Origin of the sequence: Dactylosporangium cerinum, from assembly GCF_042653625.1 — a bacterium.
GTDB lineage: Bacteria > Actinomycetota > Actinomycetes > Mycobacteriales > Micromonosporaceae > Dactylosporangium > Dactylosporangium cerinum.
In genome coordinates this window covers 50,687-65,496 of the sequence record NZ_JBHSIU010000018.1, presented here as the reverse complement: position 1 = coordinate 65,496, position 14,810 = coordinate 50,687, and the positions used below count along the sequence as shown (strand labels likewise).

15 protein-coding genes are annotated in these 14,810 nt (G+C 68.1%); 3 read left to right on the top strand and 12 right to left on the bottom strand.

What is annotated here, in order from left to right; genetic code table 11:
- Window positions 1–6 precede the first annotated feature (6 nt).
- The gene (locus tag ACFPIJ_RS15820; RefSeq protein ID WP_380115690.1) at window positions 7–477 is read right to left on the bottom strand and encodes a DUF1707 SHOCT-like domain-containing protein; all 471 of its coding nucleotides are present in this window, start codon (window positions 475–477) and stop codon (window positions 7–9) included.
- A gap of 47 nt (window positions 478–524) precedes the next feature.
- Here ACFPIJ_RS15820 and ACFPIJ_RS15815 point away from each other — a divergent pair, with 47 nt between their 5' ends.
- Window positions 525–827: a hypothetical protein gene (locus ACFPIJ_RS15815; RefSeq protein WP_380115689.1), complete on the top strand. Its 303-nt coding sequence runs from the start codon at window positions 525–527 to the stop codon at window positions 825–827.
- Window positions 828–865: 38 nt separating this feature from the next.
- Here the strand turns inward: ACFPIJ_RS15815 and gdhA are convergent, their stop codons facing one another.
- The 11 genes from gdhA to ACFPIJ_RS15760 form a co-directional block, all read right to left on the bottom strand.
- Window positions 866–2,209 (bottom strand): NADP-specific glutamate dehydrogenase, encoded by a 1,344-nt coding sequence (gdhA, locus tag ACFPIJ_RS15810; protein ID WP_380115688.1) that lies wholly within the window; start codon window positions 2,207–2,209, stop codon window positions 866–868.
- 333 nt (window positions 2,210–2,542) lie between these two features.
- Window positions 2,543–3,433: an SDR family NAD(P)-dependent oxidoreductase gene (locus tag ACFPIJ_RS15805; protein ID WP_380115687.1), complete on the bottom strand. Its 891-nt coding sequence runs from the start codon at window positions 3,431–3,433 to the stop codon at window positions 2,543–2,545.
- Window positions 3,434–3,471: 38 nt separating this feature from the next.
- Complete coding sequence (locus ACFPIJ_RS15800) at window positions 3,472–4,320, bottom strand: SMP-30/gluconolactonase/LRE family protein (RefSeq protein WP_380115686.1); 849 nt, start codon at window positions 4,318–4,320, stop codon at window positions 3,472–3,474.
- Window positions 4,317–4,700 (bottom strand): RidA family protein, encoded by a 384-nt coding sequence (locus ACFPIJ_RS15795; RefSeq protein ID WP_380115685.1) that lies wholly within the window; start codon window positions 4,698–4,700, stop codon window positions 4,317–4,319. The genes ACFPIJ_RS15800 and ACFPIJ_RS15795 overlap by 4 nt, the downstream gene beginning before the upstream one ends.
- On the bottom strand, window positions 4,697–5,899 hold the full coding sequence (locus ACFPIJ_RS15790; protein ID WP_380115684.1) for a CaiB/BaiF CoA transferase family protein: 1,203 nt from the start codon (window positions 5,897–5,899) through the stop codon (window positions 4,697–4,699). Before ACFPIJ_RS15790 ends, ACFPIJ_RS15795 begins: the two co-directional genes overlap by 4 nt.
- Window positions 5,896–6,891 carry an NADPH:quinone oxidoreductase family protein gene (locus ACFPIJ_RS15785; RefSeq protein ID WP_380115683.1) on the bottom strand — a complete coding sequence of 332 codons (996 nt, stop codon included), beginning with the start codon at window positions 6,889–6,891 and terminating at the stop codon, window positions 5,896–5,898. Before ACFPIJ_RS15785 ends, ACFPIJ_RS15790 begins: the two co-directional genes overlap by 4 nt.
- Window positions 6,892–8,148 (bottom strand): aminotransferase-like domain-containing protein, encoded by a 1,257-nt coding sequence (locus ACFPIJ_RS15780; protein ID WP_380115682.1) that lies wholly within the window; start codon window positions 8,146–8,148, stop codon window positions 6,892–6,894.
- A gap of 91 nt (window positions 8,149–8,239) precedes the next feature.
- Window positions 8,240–9,463, bottom strand: coding sequence for an ABC transporter substrate-binding protein (locus ACFPIJ_RS15775; RefSeq protein WP_380115681.1), 1,224 nt, complete (start codon window positions 9,461–9,463; stop codon window positions 8,240–8,242).
- Window positions 9,464–9,694: 231 nt separating this feature from the next.
- The gene (locus ACFPIJ_RS15770; RefSeq protein WP_380115679.1) at window positions 9,695–10,474 is read right to left on the bottom strand and encodes an ABC transporter ATP-binding protein; all 780 of its coding nucleotides are present in this window, start codon (window positions 10,472–10,474) and stop codon (window positions 9,695–9,697) included.
- Entirely contained in the window at window positions 10,471–12,300 is a 1,830-nt protein-coding gene (locus tag ACFPIJ_RS15765; RefSeq protein WP_380115677.1) for a branched-chain amino acid ABC transporter ATP-binding protein/permease, read from the bottom strand. The genes ACFPIJ_RS15770 and ACFPIJ_RS15765 overlap by 4 nt, the downstream gene beginning before the upstream one ends.
- A 1-nt stretch (window position 12,301) precedes the next feature.
- Window positions 12,302–13,159 carry a branched-chain amino acid ABC transporter permease gene (locus tag ACFPIJ_RS15760; protein WP_380115676.1) on the bottom strand — a complete coding sequence of 286 codons (858 nt, stop codon included), beginning with the start codon at window positions 13,157–13,159 and terminating at the stop codon, window positions 12,302–12,304.
- Between the two features lie 291 nt (window positions 13,160–13,450).
- Between ACFPIJ_RS15760 and ACFPIJ_RS15755 the strand changes: the two genes are divergently transcribed.
- Entirely contained in the window at window positions 13,451–14,248 is a 798-nt protein-coding gene (locus tag ACFPIJ_RS15755) for an SDR family NAD(P)-dependent oxidoreductase (protein WP_380115674.1), read from the top strand.
- On the top strand, window positions 14,245–14,769 hold the full coding sequence (locus ACFPIJ_RS15750) for a nuclear transport factor 2 family protein (RefSeq protein ID WP_380115672.1): 525 nt from the start codon (window positions 14,245–14,247) through the stop codon (window positions 14,767–14,769). The genes ACFPIJ_RS15755 and ACFPIJ_RS15750 overlap by 4 nt, the downstream gene beginning before the upstream one ends.
- The last annotated feature ends 41 nt before the right edge of the window (window positions 14,770–14,810 follow it).

The window sequence follows — 14,810 nt, the reverse complement described above, 5'->3', positions numbered from 1 at the left end:
CGGCGGTCAGTCCAGGATGGTGTAGAGGATCGCGGTGGCGACGGACAGCAGGACGCCGACGGTGCCGCAGCTGAGGCCGGCGACGGCGTAACCGCGGCCGCCGGTGGTGACGCCGGCGGCGGCGCGGGCCGCCGACGCGCGCAGGAAGACGGCGCCGAGCACGACGGCGATGACGCCCGCGACCAGGCCGACCGGCGTGCAGACCGCGGCCGGGATCGAGAAGATGCCGAGCACGAGGGCGAGCACTGGCCCCACCGGCTCGGCGGCGGGCTTCTGCCGGGCGGGCGCGACGGGCAGCGGCGGCAGGTCCCGCACGACGCGCATCAGCTCGCCCAAGGTGCGGGCCGCGTACGTGTGCCGGGTCCGCGCGTCGAACTCCGACAGGCTGAGCCGGCCCTCGGACAGGCAGGTGCCCAGGTGCGCCACGACGGCCTCGCGGTCGGCGTCGGACGCCCGGAACGACGGCGACGGGTACATGCCTCGACCGTACTGCGACCGGGCAGCCGCATAGGGTGTGCAGCACGATGAACGAGCTTTCCGGCGAGGATGAGATCCGGGCGCTGCACGAGCGGCACGCGCCGGACCGCCGCACGTTCGACCTGGTGTGGCAGGACTGCGTGACCGTGTGGCGGATCGCCGAGCGGCTCGTCACGACCGAGGACGCCGCGCTGGTGAAGTTCGGTTGCCTGGTTCACGACATCGGCGTGTACCGGCTGGCCGGGCGGCCGGACAGAGCTGTAGACCGCCGGCGCCGGGTAGCGCCGGACCGCCTCTTGCCGTGCGCGAACCAGGCCTCCCTCGGCACCGAACGCCGCGGCCGGTTTTGACCGGCCACGGCGTCACGAAGCCGTGCGGGCGGGCCCCGTCAGATCAGACCGTGCGCGAGCATCGCCTCGGCGACGCGGCGGAATCCGTCGATGTTGGCGCCGACGACGTAGTTGCCGGGGACGCCGTACTCCTCGGCGGTGGCGTAACAGCGGTCATGGATGTCACGCATGATGGCGTGCAGCCGCTGTTCGGAGTACTCGAACGTCCACGAGTCGCGGGAGGCGTTCTGCTGCATCTCCAGGGCGCTTGCGGCGACACCGCCGGCGTTGGCTGCCTTGCCGGGTGCGAACCGGACGCCCGCCTCCTCGAGGGCGCGGATCGCCTCCGGGCTGGTCGGCATGTTGGCGCCCTCGACCACGATCTTGCAGCCACCCTTGATGAGCGCGTCGGCGTCGTCCGCGCTGATCTCGTTCTGCGTCGCCGACGGCACGGCGACCTCGCACGGCACCTCCCACACCGACCGGCCGGGAACGAAGGTGGCGTGCGGCCGGGTGGCGATGTAGGCGTCGATGCGGGCTCGGCGGACCTCCTTGAGGTCCTTGAGCAGGTCGAGGTCGATGCCCTGTTCGTCGAGGACGTAGCCGGAGGAGTCGGAGCAGGCCACGACGATGCCGCCGAGCTGGTGCACCTTCTCGATCGCGTAGATCGCCACGTTGCCGGAGCCGGAGACCACGACCCGCTTGCCGTCGAAGCTGTCACCGGCGGCACGCAGCATCTGCTCGGCGAAGAAGACCGCGCCGTAGCCGGTGGCCTCCTTGCGCACCTGAGCACCGCCGTAGCTGAGGCCCTTGCCGGTCAGCACGCCCGACTCGTACCGGTTGGTGATGCGCTTGTACTGCCCGAACAGGTAGCCGATCTCGCGGGCACCCACGCCGATGTCACCGGCCGGCACGTCGGTGTGCTCGCCGAGGTGGCGGTACAGCTCGGTCATGAACGACTGGCAGAACCGCATCACCTCCCGGTCGGAGCGGCCCTTCGGGTCGAAATCCGACCCGCCCTTGCCGCCGCCGATCGGCATCCCGGTCAGCGCGTTCTTGAACACCTGCTCGAAGCCGAGGAACTTCACGATCCCGAGATACACCGACGGGTGGAACCGCAGCCCGCCCTTGTACGGCCCGAGCGCGGAGTTGAACTCGACCCGGAACCCGCGGTTGATGTGCACCTCGCCGCGGTCGTCCTCCCACGGCACCCGGAAGATGATCTGACGTTCCGGCTCGCAGATCCGCTCGATGATCTTCGCGTCGGCGTATTCGGGGTGCTTGTCCAGCGCGGGCGCGACGCTGTCGAGCACCTCGCGGACCGCCTGGTGGAACTCCCCTTCGCCCGGGTTGCGGTGCACCACCGCGGTGAAGATCGACTCAAGCTTGGTCCGTGTCGGCACGGGTCCCTCCGGTGTGACGTGCTCTGCTCCGCTATGTGGTCGGCCGAGCCCACTCCGTCGGGGGATCGCGCTGCCGCGACAGGTTCGGTCTAGCCCTGGCCGGACGCGAAGCGTACAGGCGCGTTCACCTGCGGATCCACCGCCCAGGACGGCACGCCGCCGCGCCGGCGAACAAAAATCGGCCACCGTGGTTCTGCGAACGGTCGCCACCGTGCTCAGCGAGCGTCCGGGCGACCTCTAGGAGATCGACTTCCATCCCGCGTGATCTTGGTCATGCCCCCGCCTTACCCGCCGGGCCGCGTGGCTGGACTCCGTCCGCAAACCCGTTGTGCTTCAGTCGAGAAACTCGGTGCGCACGCGGTGCACTCCCGCCGGCTGCTGGCGGTGCGCGAGGTCGGTGGCGAAAGCCTCGGCGATCGCATCGACGGTCCAGGTGTCGCGCCGCAGGACCGGATCGAGAATGCCCGGATGGGTGCACAGCATCAGTTCGGCGCCGTTGATTCGCACGACCTGCCCGGTGATCGCGGTGCTCAGATCGGACAGCAGGTAGACGACCAGCGGGGCGTTGACCTCGGGTGCGAGGCCGATGTTCTGGCCGCCCGCTTCGCCGCCGACGAATTCCTGGTACACCGTGGCCATTCGAGTGTGCGCGTTCGGCGAGATCGCGTTGACCCGGATGCCCCGGCCGCGCATGTCCTCGGCCCACGAATACGTCAGCGTCGCCACCGCCGCCTTGCTCGCACCGTAGATCGCCGACGCGGTCTTGCCCATCTGCTCACCGGAGGTCACGTTCAGCACCACCCCGCGACCGCGGTCGACCATCCGGCGCAGCGCCAGTACGCCGCACGCGGCCGTGCCGTACAGGTTGACGTCAATGGTGCGACGCAACGGATCGGGCTGTTGGTCCTGAGGCAGCGCCAGCGAGAAGTACCCGGCGTTGTTCACCAACCCGTCGATGGCCCCGAACTCGCTGACGCACCGCTCGATGAGGGCGTCGGCCTGGGACCAGTCGGTGATGTCGGCCGGATGCGCCACCGCCTGGCCACCCGCCTTCACGATCGCGGCGGCCACCTCGTTCGCCTCGTCGACGTCGATGTCGTTGACCACCACCGCGGCTCCCGCCTCGGCGATGGCCCGCGCGTACGCCGCGCCGAGCCCGCGGCCGGCACCCGTGATCACCACGGCGCGCCCGGCGAGAAGGTTGAAGACATCGGGGCTTGTCACGTCGCTGTTCCCTTCGTACGGGGTCGGATGTGCAGTCATCACGGCGAACCGGCGCCGGGAACGTCCACGCGAACCGACTCGATGGCCCCACCGCGCTCCACTGCGGTGCGGGTCGGGTCGAACGTCCCCGCAGTGCAGACGAAAAGGGTCCTGAGATCCGGGCCGCCGAGCGTGCACGCGATTGCCTCGGCGTCCCCGGTGCTGACCCGGTCGGTGACCCGACCGCCCTCGACAACCCGGACGACCTCGTGGGCCCCGATCGACGCGAACCAGATCCCACCCTCGGCGTCCAGACAGATGCCGTCCGGGATCTGTTCGCCCAGATCAGCAAAGACCTTCCGGCCCGTCAGTACGCCGTTGGCCTTCACCTCGAAGCTGGTGAGCTGGTGCCGGAAGGATTCCGCGACGATGAGTCGCCGACCCTCGTCGGCGAAGACCATGCCGTTGGGCACCAGGAGATCGTCGGCCGCCACCTTGATCCGCCCGGTCCGGCTGACCGTTGCCAGGACCGTGGTCCGGGGTTCCTCGCCGCCGTAGAAGTCGAATCCGATGTTGCCGACATAGGACCGGCCCGAGGCATCAACCAGGAGTTCGTTGCTGAGCCCAGGATGCAGGGTCCGCAGGTCGGCCACCTTGTTGGTGCGGCCACCCCGGACGCGAAGGAGCTTGCGGTCCTGCATGGAGACGACCAGGAGCTCACCCTGAGCGTCCCACCCAAGGCCCGCCGGTTCGCTGGCCAACTCCAACACCACGCGCAGGCGTTGGCCGTCGAGTCGCCACACTTTGCCATCGTGCTGGTCGGAGAAGTAGAGAGTGCCCTCTCTCCACCGTGGACACTCCGGATAGGCCAGATCGCCCACGACAACCTTTGTGCGGCGCTTCTTCATCGGTGCGCCCCTGAGGCGATCGCCTCAACCTCGAGCAGGAACCGCTCGTCGAGCAGATCGGCGATCACAGCGGTACCGGCTGCGTCGATGCCCGCCAGGAACTTCTTCTTCGCCGCGGCGTACGCGGGGTAGTGCGCCCGGTCGGTCAAATAGCAGTTGATGCGCATGACGCTGTCCAACCCGAGGCCGAATCCGCTCAGGACGTCGGTGAGGTTGCGGAAGCACTGCTCGGCCTGCGCCGCGGGATCCCCCGGTCCGACCAGTTGGCCGTCCGGACCGATCGCCACCTGGCCCGAGACCACCACGGTGCCGTCGACTTCGACGCCCTGCGCGAATCCCTCAAACGACAGATGGTCAGGCGAGTACGTTCGGCGGTTCACATTGCCTCCTCGGGCGACTGGTACTGCGGCGGCCCGGCCGTTGCGCCGAGCCACTCGGCGAAGACCTCGTTCGTGTGCTGACCCGCGTCGGGAACCGGCCGGGTCACCCGCAACGGCGTGTCCGACAACCGCACGGTCACGCCGGCCATGGGAATCGCCCCCACCCCGGGCTGGTCGACGGAGAGGATCTGGCCCCGCTGCACCAGATGCGGGTCGACGACCACGTCGGCAACGGTCGCGACGACCGAGCAGGGAACAGCGTGGGCGTCCAACTGACTCACCACGGAGTCGGCTGGGAGCTGCCCGGTCCATTGCGCCAACGCCTGCTCGAGCTCGTCCTGACGAAGCTGCCGTCCGCGCAGGTCCGCCAGTTCGGGATCGGCCGCCAGATCAGGACGGCCCATCGCCTGGCACAGTCGCGGGAACATGCGATCGTCGCCCGCTGAGATCAGTACCCAACGCCCGTCGGCCGCCTGGAAGGTCCCGGCGGGCGTACTGAACCGGTCACGGTTGCCGTTTCGGGTCAACACATCCTTGTCTCGCACCGCTTGTGGAATCGCCGTCAGCAGGAAGGAGACGGCGCTGTCGAGCAGGGACGCGTCCACGACCTGTCCCCGGCCGGTGCGGTGGCGCGCCTGCAGTGCCGCCAGGATCCCCGACAGCGCGTACAACCCGGTGCTGTAGTCGCAGATGAACGCGCCGGTCAGCATCGGCGGCCCGGCCGGATCGCCGGTCAACGACATCAGGCCGCTCATGGCCTGAGCGACCGAGTCGTAGCAGCGACGGTCGGCGTAGGGGCCGTCCTGGCCGAAGCCACTGATCCGGGCGATGATGAGGCGCGGGTTCGCGGCGTGGAGTTGCTCCGGTGCCAGCTCCATCGCTTCCAGTGTTCTGGGCACGAAATTCTCCACCAGCACATCGGTTCGGGCGATCAGGTCGAGGAACCGTTGACGTCCGACGGCGGTTCGCAGATCGATGGCGATGGCGCGCTTGTTGCGGTTCAGCGCCAGGAAGTAGTAGCTCTGGCCGTCGACGCCCGGACCGACATGGCGGGTATGTTCCGGGCGACCGGGTGGCTCGATCCGGACCACGTCGGCCCCCATGTCGCCCAGCATCATCGTGCAGTACGGCCCCGCGATGAACCGGGACAGGTCGAGCACCCGGATCCCGGCGAGGGCGCCGTCGGCCTGGTCGGTCATGTGGTCTGTCCCATCATCAGCAGGATCCGCCCTTGGTGGGCGCGCGACTCAAGCTCGACCAGGGCAGCCGATGCCTGATCCAGCGGCAGCCGGCGAGCGATGTGCGGGCCCCACCGGCCCTGCGCCAACCCGTCGATCAGTACGTCCACGGCGGCACTCTGCGACGCGTTGTTCGGATTCAGGAATGGTCCGCCGAAAACGCCATGGACGGTCAGGTTACGCATCAGCAGTCGGTTGGCCGCGATCGCCGGAAACTCCCCGGACGCGTAGCCGACCACCACGTACCGGCCGTCCTCGGACAGGATCCGCTGAGCCTGCGTGCCCCAGCCTCCGCCGACGGCGTCGATGACCACGTCCACGCCTTCCCGACCCCGCAGCTGGCGCCATTGCGTCACCAGGTCCGCGGGATCGGGTGCCACCACGGCGACGGCGCCGGCCCGTACCGCCGACGCCATCCGCGCGGCGTCAGCGCCAGCAACGAAGACCTCGGCACCAACGGCGCCACCCACCGAGACAGCGGCGGTGCCGAGCGCTCCCGACGAGCCGAGCACCAACAGCCGTTCGCCCGGTCGAAGGCCGGCCCGATCGACCAACGCCCGGTAGGCCGTGCCAAAGGCGATCGGAAACGCCGCGGCGGCATCCAGGTCGACGGAGTCGGGGACCGCGACCACCTGATCGGCCGGCATCATGACCTCGTCGGCGAATCCGCCGGTCCGGCACACCGCCAGCACCCGGGTCCCGAGAAGTCCCGCGTCGACGCCCGCGCCGCTTCGGACAATCGTTCCGGCCACTTCGGAGCCGGGCACGAAGGGAGTTGTGTGCTGATCCTGGTATCGACCACCGGTCATCAGTAGGTCGGTGAAGTTGACCCCCGCCGCCGTCACCGCTATGACGACATGTCCGGGACGGACGGCCAGTTCCGGAGTCTCTTCAACGACGAGTTCGGCCGGTGAACCGATCGATCTGCACACAACCCTTCGCACCTCAGCCACCTACTGCTTCACGTTGTCCCGGATCGCCTTTCCGAGCGCGGCCAGGCCTCGGCGCAGTTCATGGTCGGGCGCGTGGCTGAACGCGATCCGGAGGAAGCCGCGTCCGGCCTCGGCACCCATGAACTTCTCACCCGGTCGGCAGAACACGCCGGCCATCGAGGCATCGCGTTGCGCGGATTCCCAGTCGACCGACTCGTCCAGGGCGAGCCACAGGTAGAACGCGCCCTCGGGAACGGAGAAGGTGACGTGCTCACCGCAGTGTTCGCGGACCGTCTCCACAGCGATGTCGCGCTTGCGGCGGTAGACCTCGTTGGCCCGCTCGATGTGCGGCTCGAGTTTGCCCTCGGCGAGGAACTCGGCCATCAGCCGGGCGGTCCACTGGCTGGTGCCCAGGTCCTGGCGCACCGCGGCGAGAGCCCCGATCAGCTCCTTCGGGCCGGCCATCCAGCCCAGGCGCAGCGCCGGCGCGACGGTCTTGGAGAAGCTGCTCGACTGGATGACCCGACCATTGCGGTCCAGGCTCAACAGGGTCGGCAGGTGCTCACCCTCGTACCGCAGATCGCCATAGACGTTGTCCTCCAACACGACGAGGTCGTACTCCTCGGCCAGTTCGAGGATCCGCAGCCGACGCTTCAGCGGCATGACCACGCCGGTGGGCAGCTGGAATGTCGGGATGACGTAGAGGAACTTCGGCCGTACGCCGTCGGCGACGAACTCCTTCAGCCGCGATTCGAGCGACTCCGGCACCATGCCATGCTCGTCGATCTCGACGGCCCGCATGTCGGCGCCACGCATCTGCATGAAACGCATCGCATACGGGAACGACGCCGCTTCGACCAGTGCGCCCTCGCCGGGATCCAGGAAGGCGTTGATCGCCATGGCGATCGCCTGCACTGATCCGCTGGTCAGGATGTAGTTGTCGGCCTCGAGCCAGTCGATGCCCTGCTTGGCCCCCATCCACTGGGCCAACTGCTCGCGCATGCCCGTGTGCCCGAGTACCAGTTCGATGTAGCTCGAGATATAGATGATGTCATCGTTGGCTTTGTCGTAGTCGAACGAGATGTACTCCAGAGCACGACCTTCGTCGCGATCGATGATGCGGGCGGAGAGCTCCTTGAGCTCCTCCAGCGGGAAGGTCTCTTCGGCGGCGATGCCCTGGTCGAAGTTGAACGTCACTGGAGCCGGCGGATCGGGGAAAAACAGCGGCGCGCCACCCTGGGCGAGCGCGGAGGCAAGCCTCTCAACCTTGGCGGGCATGGGTCCCTTCCTTCGTTCAACTGGTCGTCCTGAGCGCCCTTCGTGACGCTCAGGACGAAGATCATGGCTGCGACTGGGTTACGTCACGCGACTAGCGGGTCGCCGGGTAGCGGCCCTCTTTGAGCACGGTGACCGGGATGATCTTCACGCCACTGGCGTCGACCGCCGGGCCGTGCGAGGCCGGTGTGAACTTGTAGGCCGTCAGTGCCCAGTGGCCCTTCACGTCGGGCGTCACGGTCTCCAACCACTTCGACTGAACCGCGGCGTCGGTGATCGTGCCGGTCGCTTCGGCGGCCTTGGCCGCCAGCATGACCGCGTCGTAGGCGAAGAAGACGTTCAGCGGCAGGGTGATGTCCCCGTGCTTCTTCAGCGCGGCGATCATGGTGTCCGCGCCCGTGGCGTTCGGCTGCTCGGCGCCCTGAACCGCGGCCGCCAGCACATGCACGAAGGTGTTCTTCGTCTGGTCGGTGCCAACCATGCCGGCGGGGGCGGCCTGGGTCAGCAGGCTGGTCACCGAGGCGGTCGCGTCGGTCAGCAGCGGAACGTCCGTCCAGTTGATCTTCACCCGGCTCTCCAGCGCGTAGCCGATCGGTGCGCCACCGCCGACCACATAGAGCAGGCCCGGGCTCGTGGCCTTCAGCCGCTCGAGCTGTGCCGTCATGTCGAGGTCTTGCGCGGCATACGTCTCGGCGCTCAGAGCGATGCCAGCCGTCTGCAGGGCGGCGACCGTCGCGGCCGCCGTGGCGGTCGAGAACGCGTCCTTGCCGCTGAGCATGGCGACCTTGGTGATGCCGCGATCCTTGGCGTAATCGGCCAGCGACTTGGCCCAGGTTTCCGGAACCGGCGGCGTCTTGAACATGTAGGGGTACTTGGCCGGGTCGTCCAGTGCGGTGGAGCTGGCCTGCTGCACCGATAGGATGCCCGCCTCGGTGATGATCGGGGCCATCGGAAGTGCTTCCGCGCTCGTGTTGCCCGGCAGGACCAGGTTGGGCTTGGGTCCTGAGGAGAGGCGCTGCTGCAGCTTGGTGACGGCCTGGGTCGGGTCGCCGCCGTCGTCGATGATCTCGAGTTCGACCTTGTGGCCAAGAATGCCACCGTTCGCGTTCAGTACGTCGACCGCCGCACTGACCGCCTGCGCCGCCGCCTTGGCGTTGAGTGCCGCGGGGCCCGCCTGATTCTGACCGACAAGCTGGACGATGCGGTACGGCTCCGACGTGTCATTGCCTGCGGGGGCTGCGTCATTGTCTGGGGCGGGGCTGCAGGCGGACACGGTCAGGGCGGCAGCCGCGATGATCGCTCCGAAACGCTTCCTCACGGGTAAGTCCTCCTCTTTAGCCGCCTGTCTGTAGCAAGCGCTTGTTTGGCACGGTAGGAGGTGACCGTCCGGCGGTCAAGGATTCTCGGGAGATTGTCTAAAACCGTTGCCAAACAACAGATCTGGCAATTCATGACCACCGGGAAGTCCTCAGTGGACCCGACCGCAGGGGCAGGCCGGACCGATGGACGCGTCGCAGGCGTCCACCGTTCCGGCCCGGGCTGTGCGGTGTCAGTTCGCCGAAGCGCGCCCCAGGTACGCCTCGGTCAACACCTCGGTGTCGGTGATTTCGCTCGCCGGTTTGTCCAACAGCACGCGGCCGACGTCGATCACCGTCACGTGGTCGGCAACCGCGAGCGAGGCCGCGACGGTCTGTTCCACCAGCAGAATGCCGATTCCGGTCGCCTTCAACGAGGCGACGGTGGCCATGACCTCGCCCACGATGACCGGGGCGAGACCGGCGGACGGTTCGTCCAGCATGAGCAGGGCCGGCTTGGCCATCAACGCCTGGCCGATCGCCAGCATCTGCTGCTGGCCACCGGAGAGCTGACCCGACGTGACGTGCCGGCGATCGGCCAGCGCGGGGAGCAGTTGGTAGATCTCCTGCACCTCAAGAACCAGCGCACGCTTGCTCAGGCCACGGGTGTACCCGCCCAGAAGCAGGTTCTCCTCGACGGTGCGGCGGCGGAAGATGCGTTTGCCCTCCTGCACCAGGGCCAACCCAGCGCTGACCCGCCGATGCGGCGGCGTGCTCGTGATGTCCTTGCCGGCAAAGGTGATGCTGCCCGAATCGGCCTTGTTCAGGCCGGAGATCGCCCGCAGCGTCGTGCTCTTGCCGGCGCCGTTCCGGCCGAGCAACACGGTCATCTCGCCCGCCCGGACGGTGAGCGATACGTCCCAGACGGCCCGGATGTCGCCGTAGCCGGTGGCCAGGCCGCGCACCTCGAGGAGGTTTCCGGCAGCCGCCTCCGACGACGTGTCCGTCGTCGCCGCACCCGTTGGCGAGTTCATTGCTGCGCCACCTCCTGCTGGACGCCCAGATACTCGGCGAGTACCCGCGGATGGTTCTCGATCTCGGCCGGGGTTCCGGAGGCGATCAGCTCGCCCTGGGCCAGAACCCGGATGACGTCGGCCAGTTCAAGTACCAGCTTGAAGTTGTGCTCGACCAGCACGACCGTGGTACCGGCGTCCCTGATGGCTCGGATCAGATCAGCCAGCCGCTCGATCTCGTCCTCGTCCAGTCCCGAGGCGACCTCATCCAGGAGGAGCACCTTGGGCCTGCTCGCGAGCGCCCGGGCCACCTCCACCAGGCGCCGGGTTCCGGCCGGGAGCGAGGCCGCCTCGACGTCGGCGAGATGGTCCACGCCGACCAGCCTCAGCACTGTCGTGGTCTCGGCGCGGTCGGCTCTCGCGGTTCGCCGGTAGTTGGGCAACCGCAGGATCGACGACAGCATCCCGACGTAGCGCGGCATGTACATGCCGGCGGCCACGGCCTCCCGCACCGAGATGTCCTCCGGGAACAGCGGGGTCTGGAAGGTTCGGGAAACCCCCGCCCGAGCGACACGGTACGTCTTGGCTCCCGTGATGTCGGACGCGCCGATGCGGATGGTCCCGGCGTCGGTGCGGTAGTACCCGCACACCATGTTCAACAGTGTCGTCTTGCCCGATCCGTTGGGTCCGATCAGCGCCGTGATCTGGCCGGGCTCGGCGGTGAGGCTGACCCCGCCGAGGGCCTGGAGCCCGCCGAATCTCTTCATCAGACCGCTGACTTCGAGTCGGGCGCCGGGCAACGGCGCCAACCCGGGACGTTCGGCCGGACCGGTGGGTCCGTCCAGTGTGGACGGAATCGGCGCGGCGGTCACGACCGGCCGGTCCCACCGGTCCCGGGCCAAGCGGATGGCCCGGTTGGCGAGGCCGGCCAGACCGTTGGCCACCAGGGTGCCCGCGATGATGAGGAACACGCCGTAGATCACCTGCGCGTACTGCTCGAAGTCGGTCGAGCGCAGCGGGCCGTACTGCATGATGGCCGCGCCGATCAGCGCACCGTAGATGCTCTTCGCACCGCCCAGGATGGCGGCGGCGAGCACGGTGACCGCCAGCGTGAATCCGAAGGAGGACGGCGAGAGGTACTTGTCGACATAGGCGAACAACGCCCCGGCGATGCCGGCGGGGATGGCACCGACCGCATAGGCGGTGAGCTTGAGCCGGTAGACCGATATTCCCAGTGACGAGGCCAGCACGGGGCTCTGCCGCAGCACCTGCAAGGCCACGCCGTGCCGCGAGGTCACCAGGTTGCGCATCACCGTGAACCAGATGACGGTGATCACCGAGACCACGACGTAGAACGTGACCGTGGTGAGCTTGTGCCCGAACAGTCTCGGATGGGGGATGCCGACCATGCCGACCGCGCCGCCCGTGTACTCCTCAAGCAGCTCGATGATCTCCGGCACCAGCAGCACCAGGAAGAACGATGTCATCGCCAACGACCAGCCGCCCAGTCGCAGCCCGGGGACGCCGGATATCAACCCGACAATCAGCGAGGCCGCGGCCGACACCACGACGAGCAGCAGGAGATCGTTGATCCAGTGCATCGCCAGGTAGCCGGTGAGGTAGGCGCCGGTGGCGTACATCGCGGTCTGTCCGAGGGCGAGCTCGCCGGCGTAACCGAAGCTCAGGCTCAGTCCGCTGGTGACCAGCGCCAGAATGCAGGTGAGCAGCAGCAGCCGACGGGTGTCAGCACTGATCCCCAGCCACGGGGCCGCGATCAGCAGCACGCCGAGCACTAGGGGGAGCGCCCAGGACGGAATGGTGCGAAGCCGTTGCACGAACGTCGCCATCTCAGACCACCCGTTCCCGGGTCGTACCGAACAGGCCCGTCGGTTTCAACAGCAGGATCAGCAGCAATACGCAGAACACGATGACGGTCGGGAAATCGCTGCCGAGCCAGCGCCCGGACAATGACTCCACCAGTCCGACCACCAGCCCGCCGATCAGTGCGCCGGGCATGCTGCCGAAACCACCGATGGCCACCGCGACGAAGCCCTTGAGGGCCAGGGCCGCGCCCAGGGTGGCGACGGCAAACGTCTTCGGGCCCACCAGCGGGCCCGTGATTCCGGCCAGCACACCGGTGAAGACGAAGGCGCCCAGCGCCAGCCGCTTCACGTTGATCCCGCGGAGCAGGGCGGCGTCGCGGTCCTCGGCCATGGCCAGCAACGCCAGTCCAGTCAGCGAGCGGCGACTGTAGAGGGTGATGAAGCCAGTGATGGCGATGATCGAGACGATGAGGACAAGCTCGATGATGCTGACCCGTCCGCCCAGCAACGTGACGGTTGCCGACGAACCGACGGCTGGGACCTTGAGCACCTGGTCGCCCCAGATCAACCGGGTGACGCCATCCAACAAGGTGGCGGCACCGAGCGTGGTCACCAGATGCGCGTGGGCGCCCTTCACCGGGCGGATCGCGATGAACTCCTCGATCAGTGCGATGACCGCGACCGCAGCCGCACAGGCGATGAACGTCAGCCAGATCGGCAGGTCAACGGTCACCGTCGCCCAATAGGTGACGAAGACGCCGAACATCATCAGCTGCGCGTGCGCGAAATTGAACGTCGTGTAAGCGATATAGACAATGTTGTATCCGATGGCGACCAACACATATACCGCGCCGATCGCGAGTCCCGACCAGATCGGTGTCACCGGCCACCTCCCTCATCCACGGTGCCGACGCTGTTGGCCGAGACTATAGCGGCCCAACCAAGCGCTTGCTACATACCTGACGTCTGACTTGAGCAACTCATGGCTCGTCCGCAGGCGTCGGACAATCTCGCCGTCCCGTTCGCCATACAAGCAAGCGCTTGCTAGGGTGGCCCCGATGGCAGCGCCAGGCTGGAGACACCCGCGGTCCGACGGCATGGCGGTCCGGAGCCTCGCCCCGAGTCGACCGGATGACACCGAGACAGGCGGCCGGCGCCGCGCGAAGGAGATGCCGTGAACCGCTCGAACACCGCCGCGGCCAACGCCACCAGCAGCGGCACTGACGACCGGAAGTCGGTTCTGCACTTGGGTTTCAACCGCGGTGACGTGATCCTGGTTACCGGCGCGGGAAGCGGGATCGGGCGGGCGACCGCCCTGCGGGCAGCCGAACTCGGATTGGCCGTAGCGGCCTGGGACCTCAACGGCGACACCGTCGCCGCGACGGCCGCACAGATCAACGCCGACGGTGGTACGGCGCTGGCCCTGGCCTGCGACGTGGGTGACGCGGGTCAGGTCGACGCCGCGTTCGTCCGGTCGCGGGAGTTGGGGACGATCCGGCACCTGGCCAACGTGGCCGGTCCCCCCTCTGCGGTGGCGATGGAGTTCGAGGCGGCGTTGGTGCTGTGCGTGGGCAGCATGCGGCGAATGGTGGACGTATGGCTGTCCGGCGGCGCGCCCGAGGGAGCGTCGCTGGTGAACATCGCCTCGGTGGCAGGCAACCTGGTCGGCACCAACTCCGACTGGTATTGCGCCGCCAAGGCCGGCATCGCTGGCTACACCCGGCATCTGGCGGCCTATCGCAGCGACGAAGTCCGCAGCAATACAGTTGCCCCGGGGATGACGGACACCCCACGCCTGACCGGGTTCGCCGCCAGCGAGGTCGGACAGCGAACGCTCCAGCGGATACCGCTGGGTCGGATGGGGAGCCCCGACGACATCGCCTGGGCCGTGCTGTTTCTCCTCTCGCCGCTGGCGGGGTACATCAACGGGGCTTTCCTGCCGGTCGATGGCGGCTGGACCGTGACCCAATGACGCCGGACGACCGGCACCTGCACACACCGGAATCCGACCGCTACGAGATCGGTCAGGTGGTGCTGCGGTACTGCCGCGGGGTGGACCGCTTGGACCTCGACCTGGTGCGCTCGGCCTACCATCCGGACGGCATCGACCACCACACCGGCTTCGACGGCACCGTCGAGGACTACTTGTCGTGGGTCTCCGGTGCGCTGCGACAGTTCTCGGGCACGATGCACCTGGTCGGCAATCAGTTGATCGAACTGAACGGCGCCCGGGCGGTCTGCGAGACGTACGGCCAAGCGGTGCACTGGGGCGAACCAGCGGACGATCCGCGCCGCAACTTCACCAGCGGGTTCCGCTACGTGGACCACATGACCTTCGCCGGCGGGCGGTGGGCAATCACCGAGCGCTGGGCGGTACGGGAGTGGACCCGGTCGGATGCCGGTCGATTCGTGGCGAAGGAAGGGGCCGGCCCGCAGGGTCGCCGGGATGACCAGGATTGTTTGTACGCGGTGCGCCGCCGGATTCTGGGCTGAACCTCATGCAGGCCCCGGCGGGCCGGGCCACACCGCTCTCT

What these genes read in the sequence shown, in the direction of transcription:
- ACFPIJ_RS15820 (WP_380115690.1), bottom strand. Translation starts at nt 477, where the DNA reads ATGTACCCGTCGCCGTCGTTCCGGGCGTCCGACGCCGACCGCGAGGCC.
- ACFPIJ_RS15815 (WP_380115689.1), top strand. Translation starts at nt 525, where the DNA reads ATGAACGAGCTTTCCGGCGAGGATGAGATCCGGGCGCTGCACGAGCGG.
- ACFPIJ_RS15800 (WP_380115686.1), bottom strand. Translation starts at nt 4,320, where the DNA reads ATGAAGAAGCGCCGCACAAAGGTTGTCGTGGGCGATCTGGCCTATCCG.
- ACFPIJ_RS15790 (WP_380115684.1), bottom strand. Translation starts at nt 5,899, where the DNA reads ATGACCGACCAGGCCGACGGCGCCCTCGCCGGGATCCGGGTGCTCGAC.
- ACFPIJ_RS15780 (WP_380115682.1), bottom strand. Translation starts at nt 8,148, where the DNA reads ATGCCCGCCAAGGTTGAGAGGCTTGCCTCCGCGCTCGCCCAGGGTGGC.
- ACFPIJ_RS15770 (WP_380115679.1), bottom strand. Translation starts at nt 10,474, where the DNA reads ATGAACTCGCCAACGGGTGCGGCGACGACGGACACGTCGTCGGAGGCG.
- ACFPIJ_RS15765 (WP_380115677.1), bottom strand. Translation starts at nt 12,300, where the DNA reads ATGGCGACGTTCGTGCAACGGCTTCGCACCATTCCGTCCTGGGCGCTC.
- ACFPIJ_RS15750 (WP_380115672.1), top strand. Translation starts at nt 14,245, where the DNA reads ATGACGCCGGACGACCGGCACCTGCACACACCGGAATCCGACCGCTAC.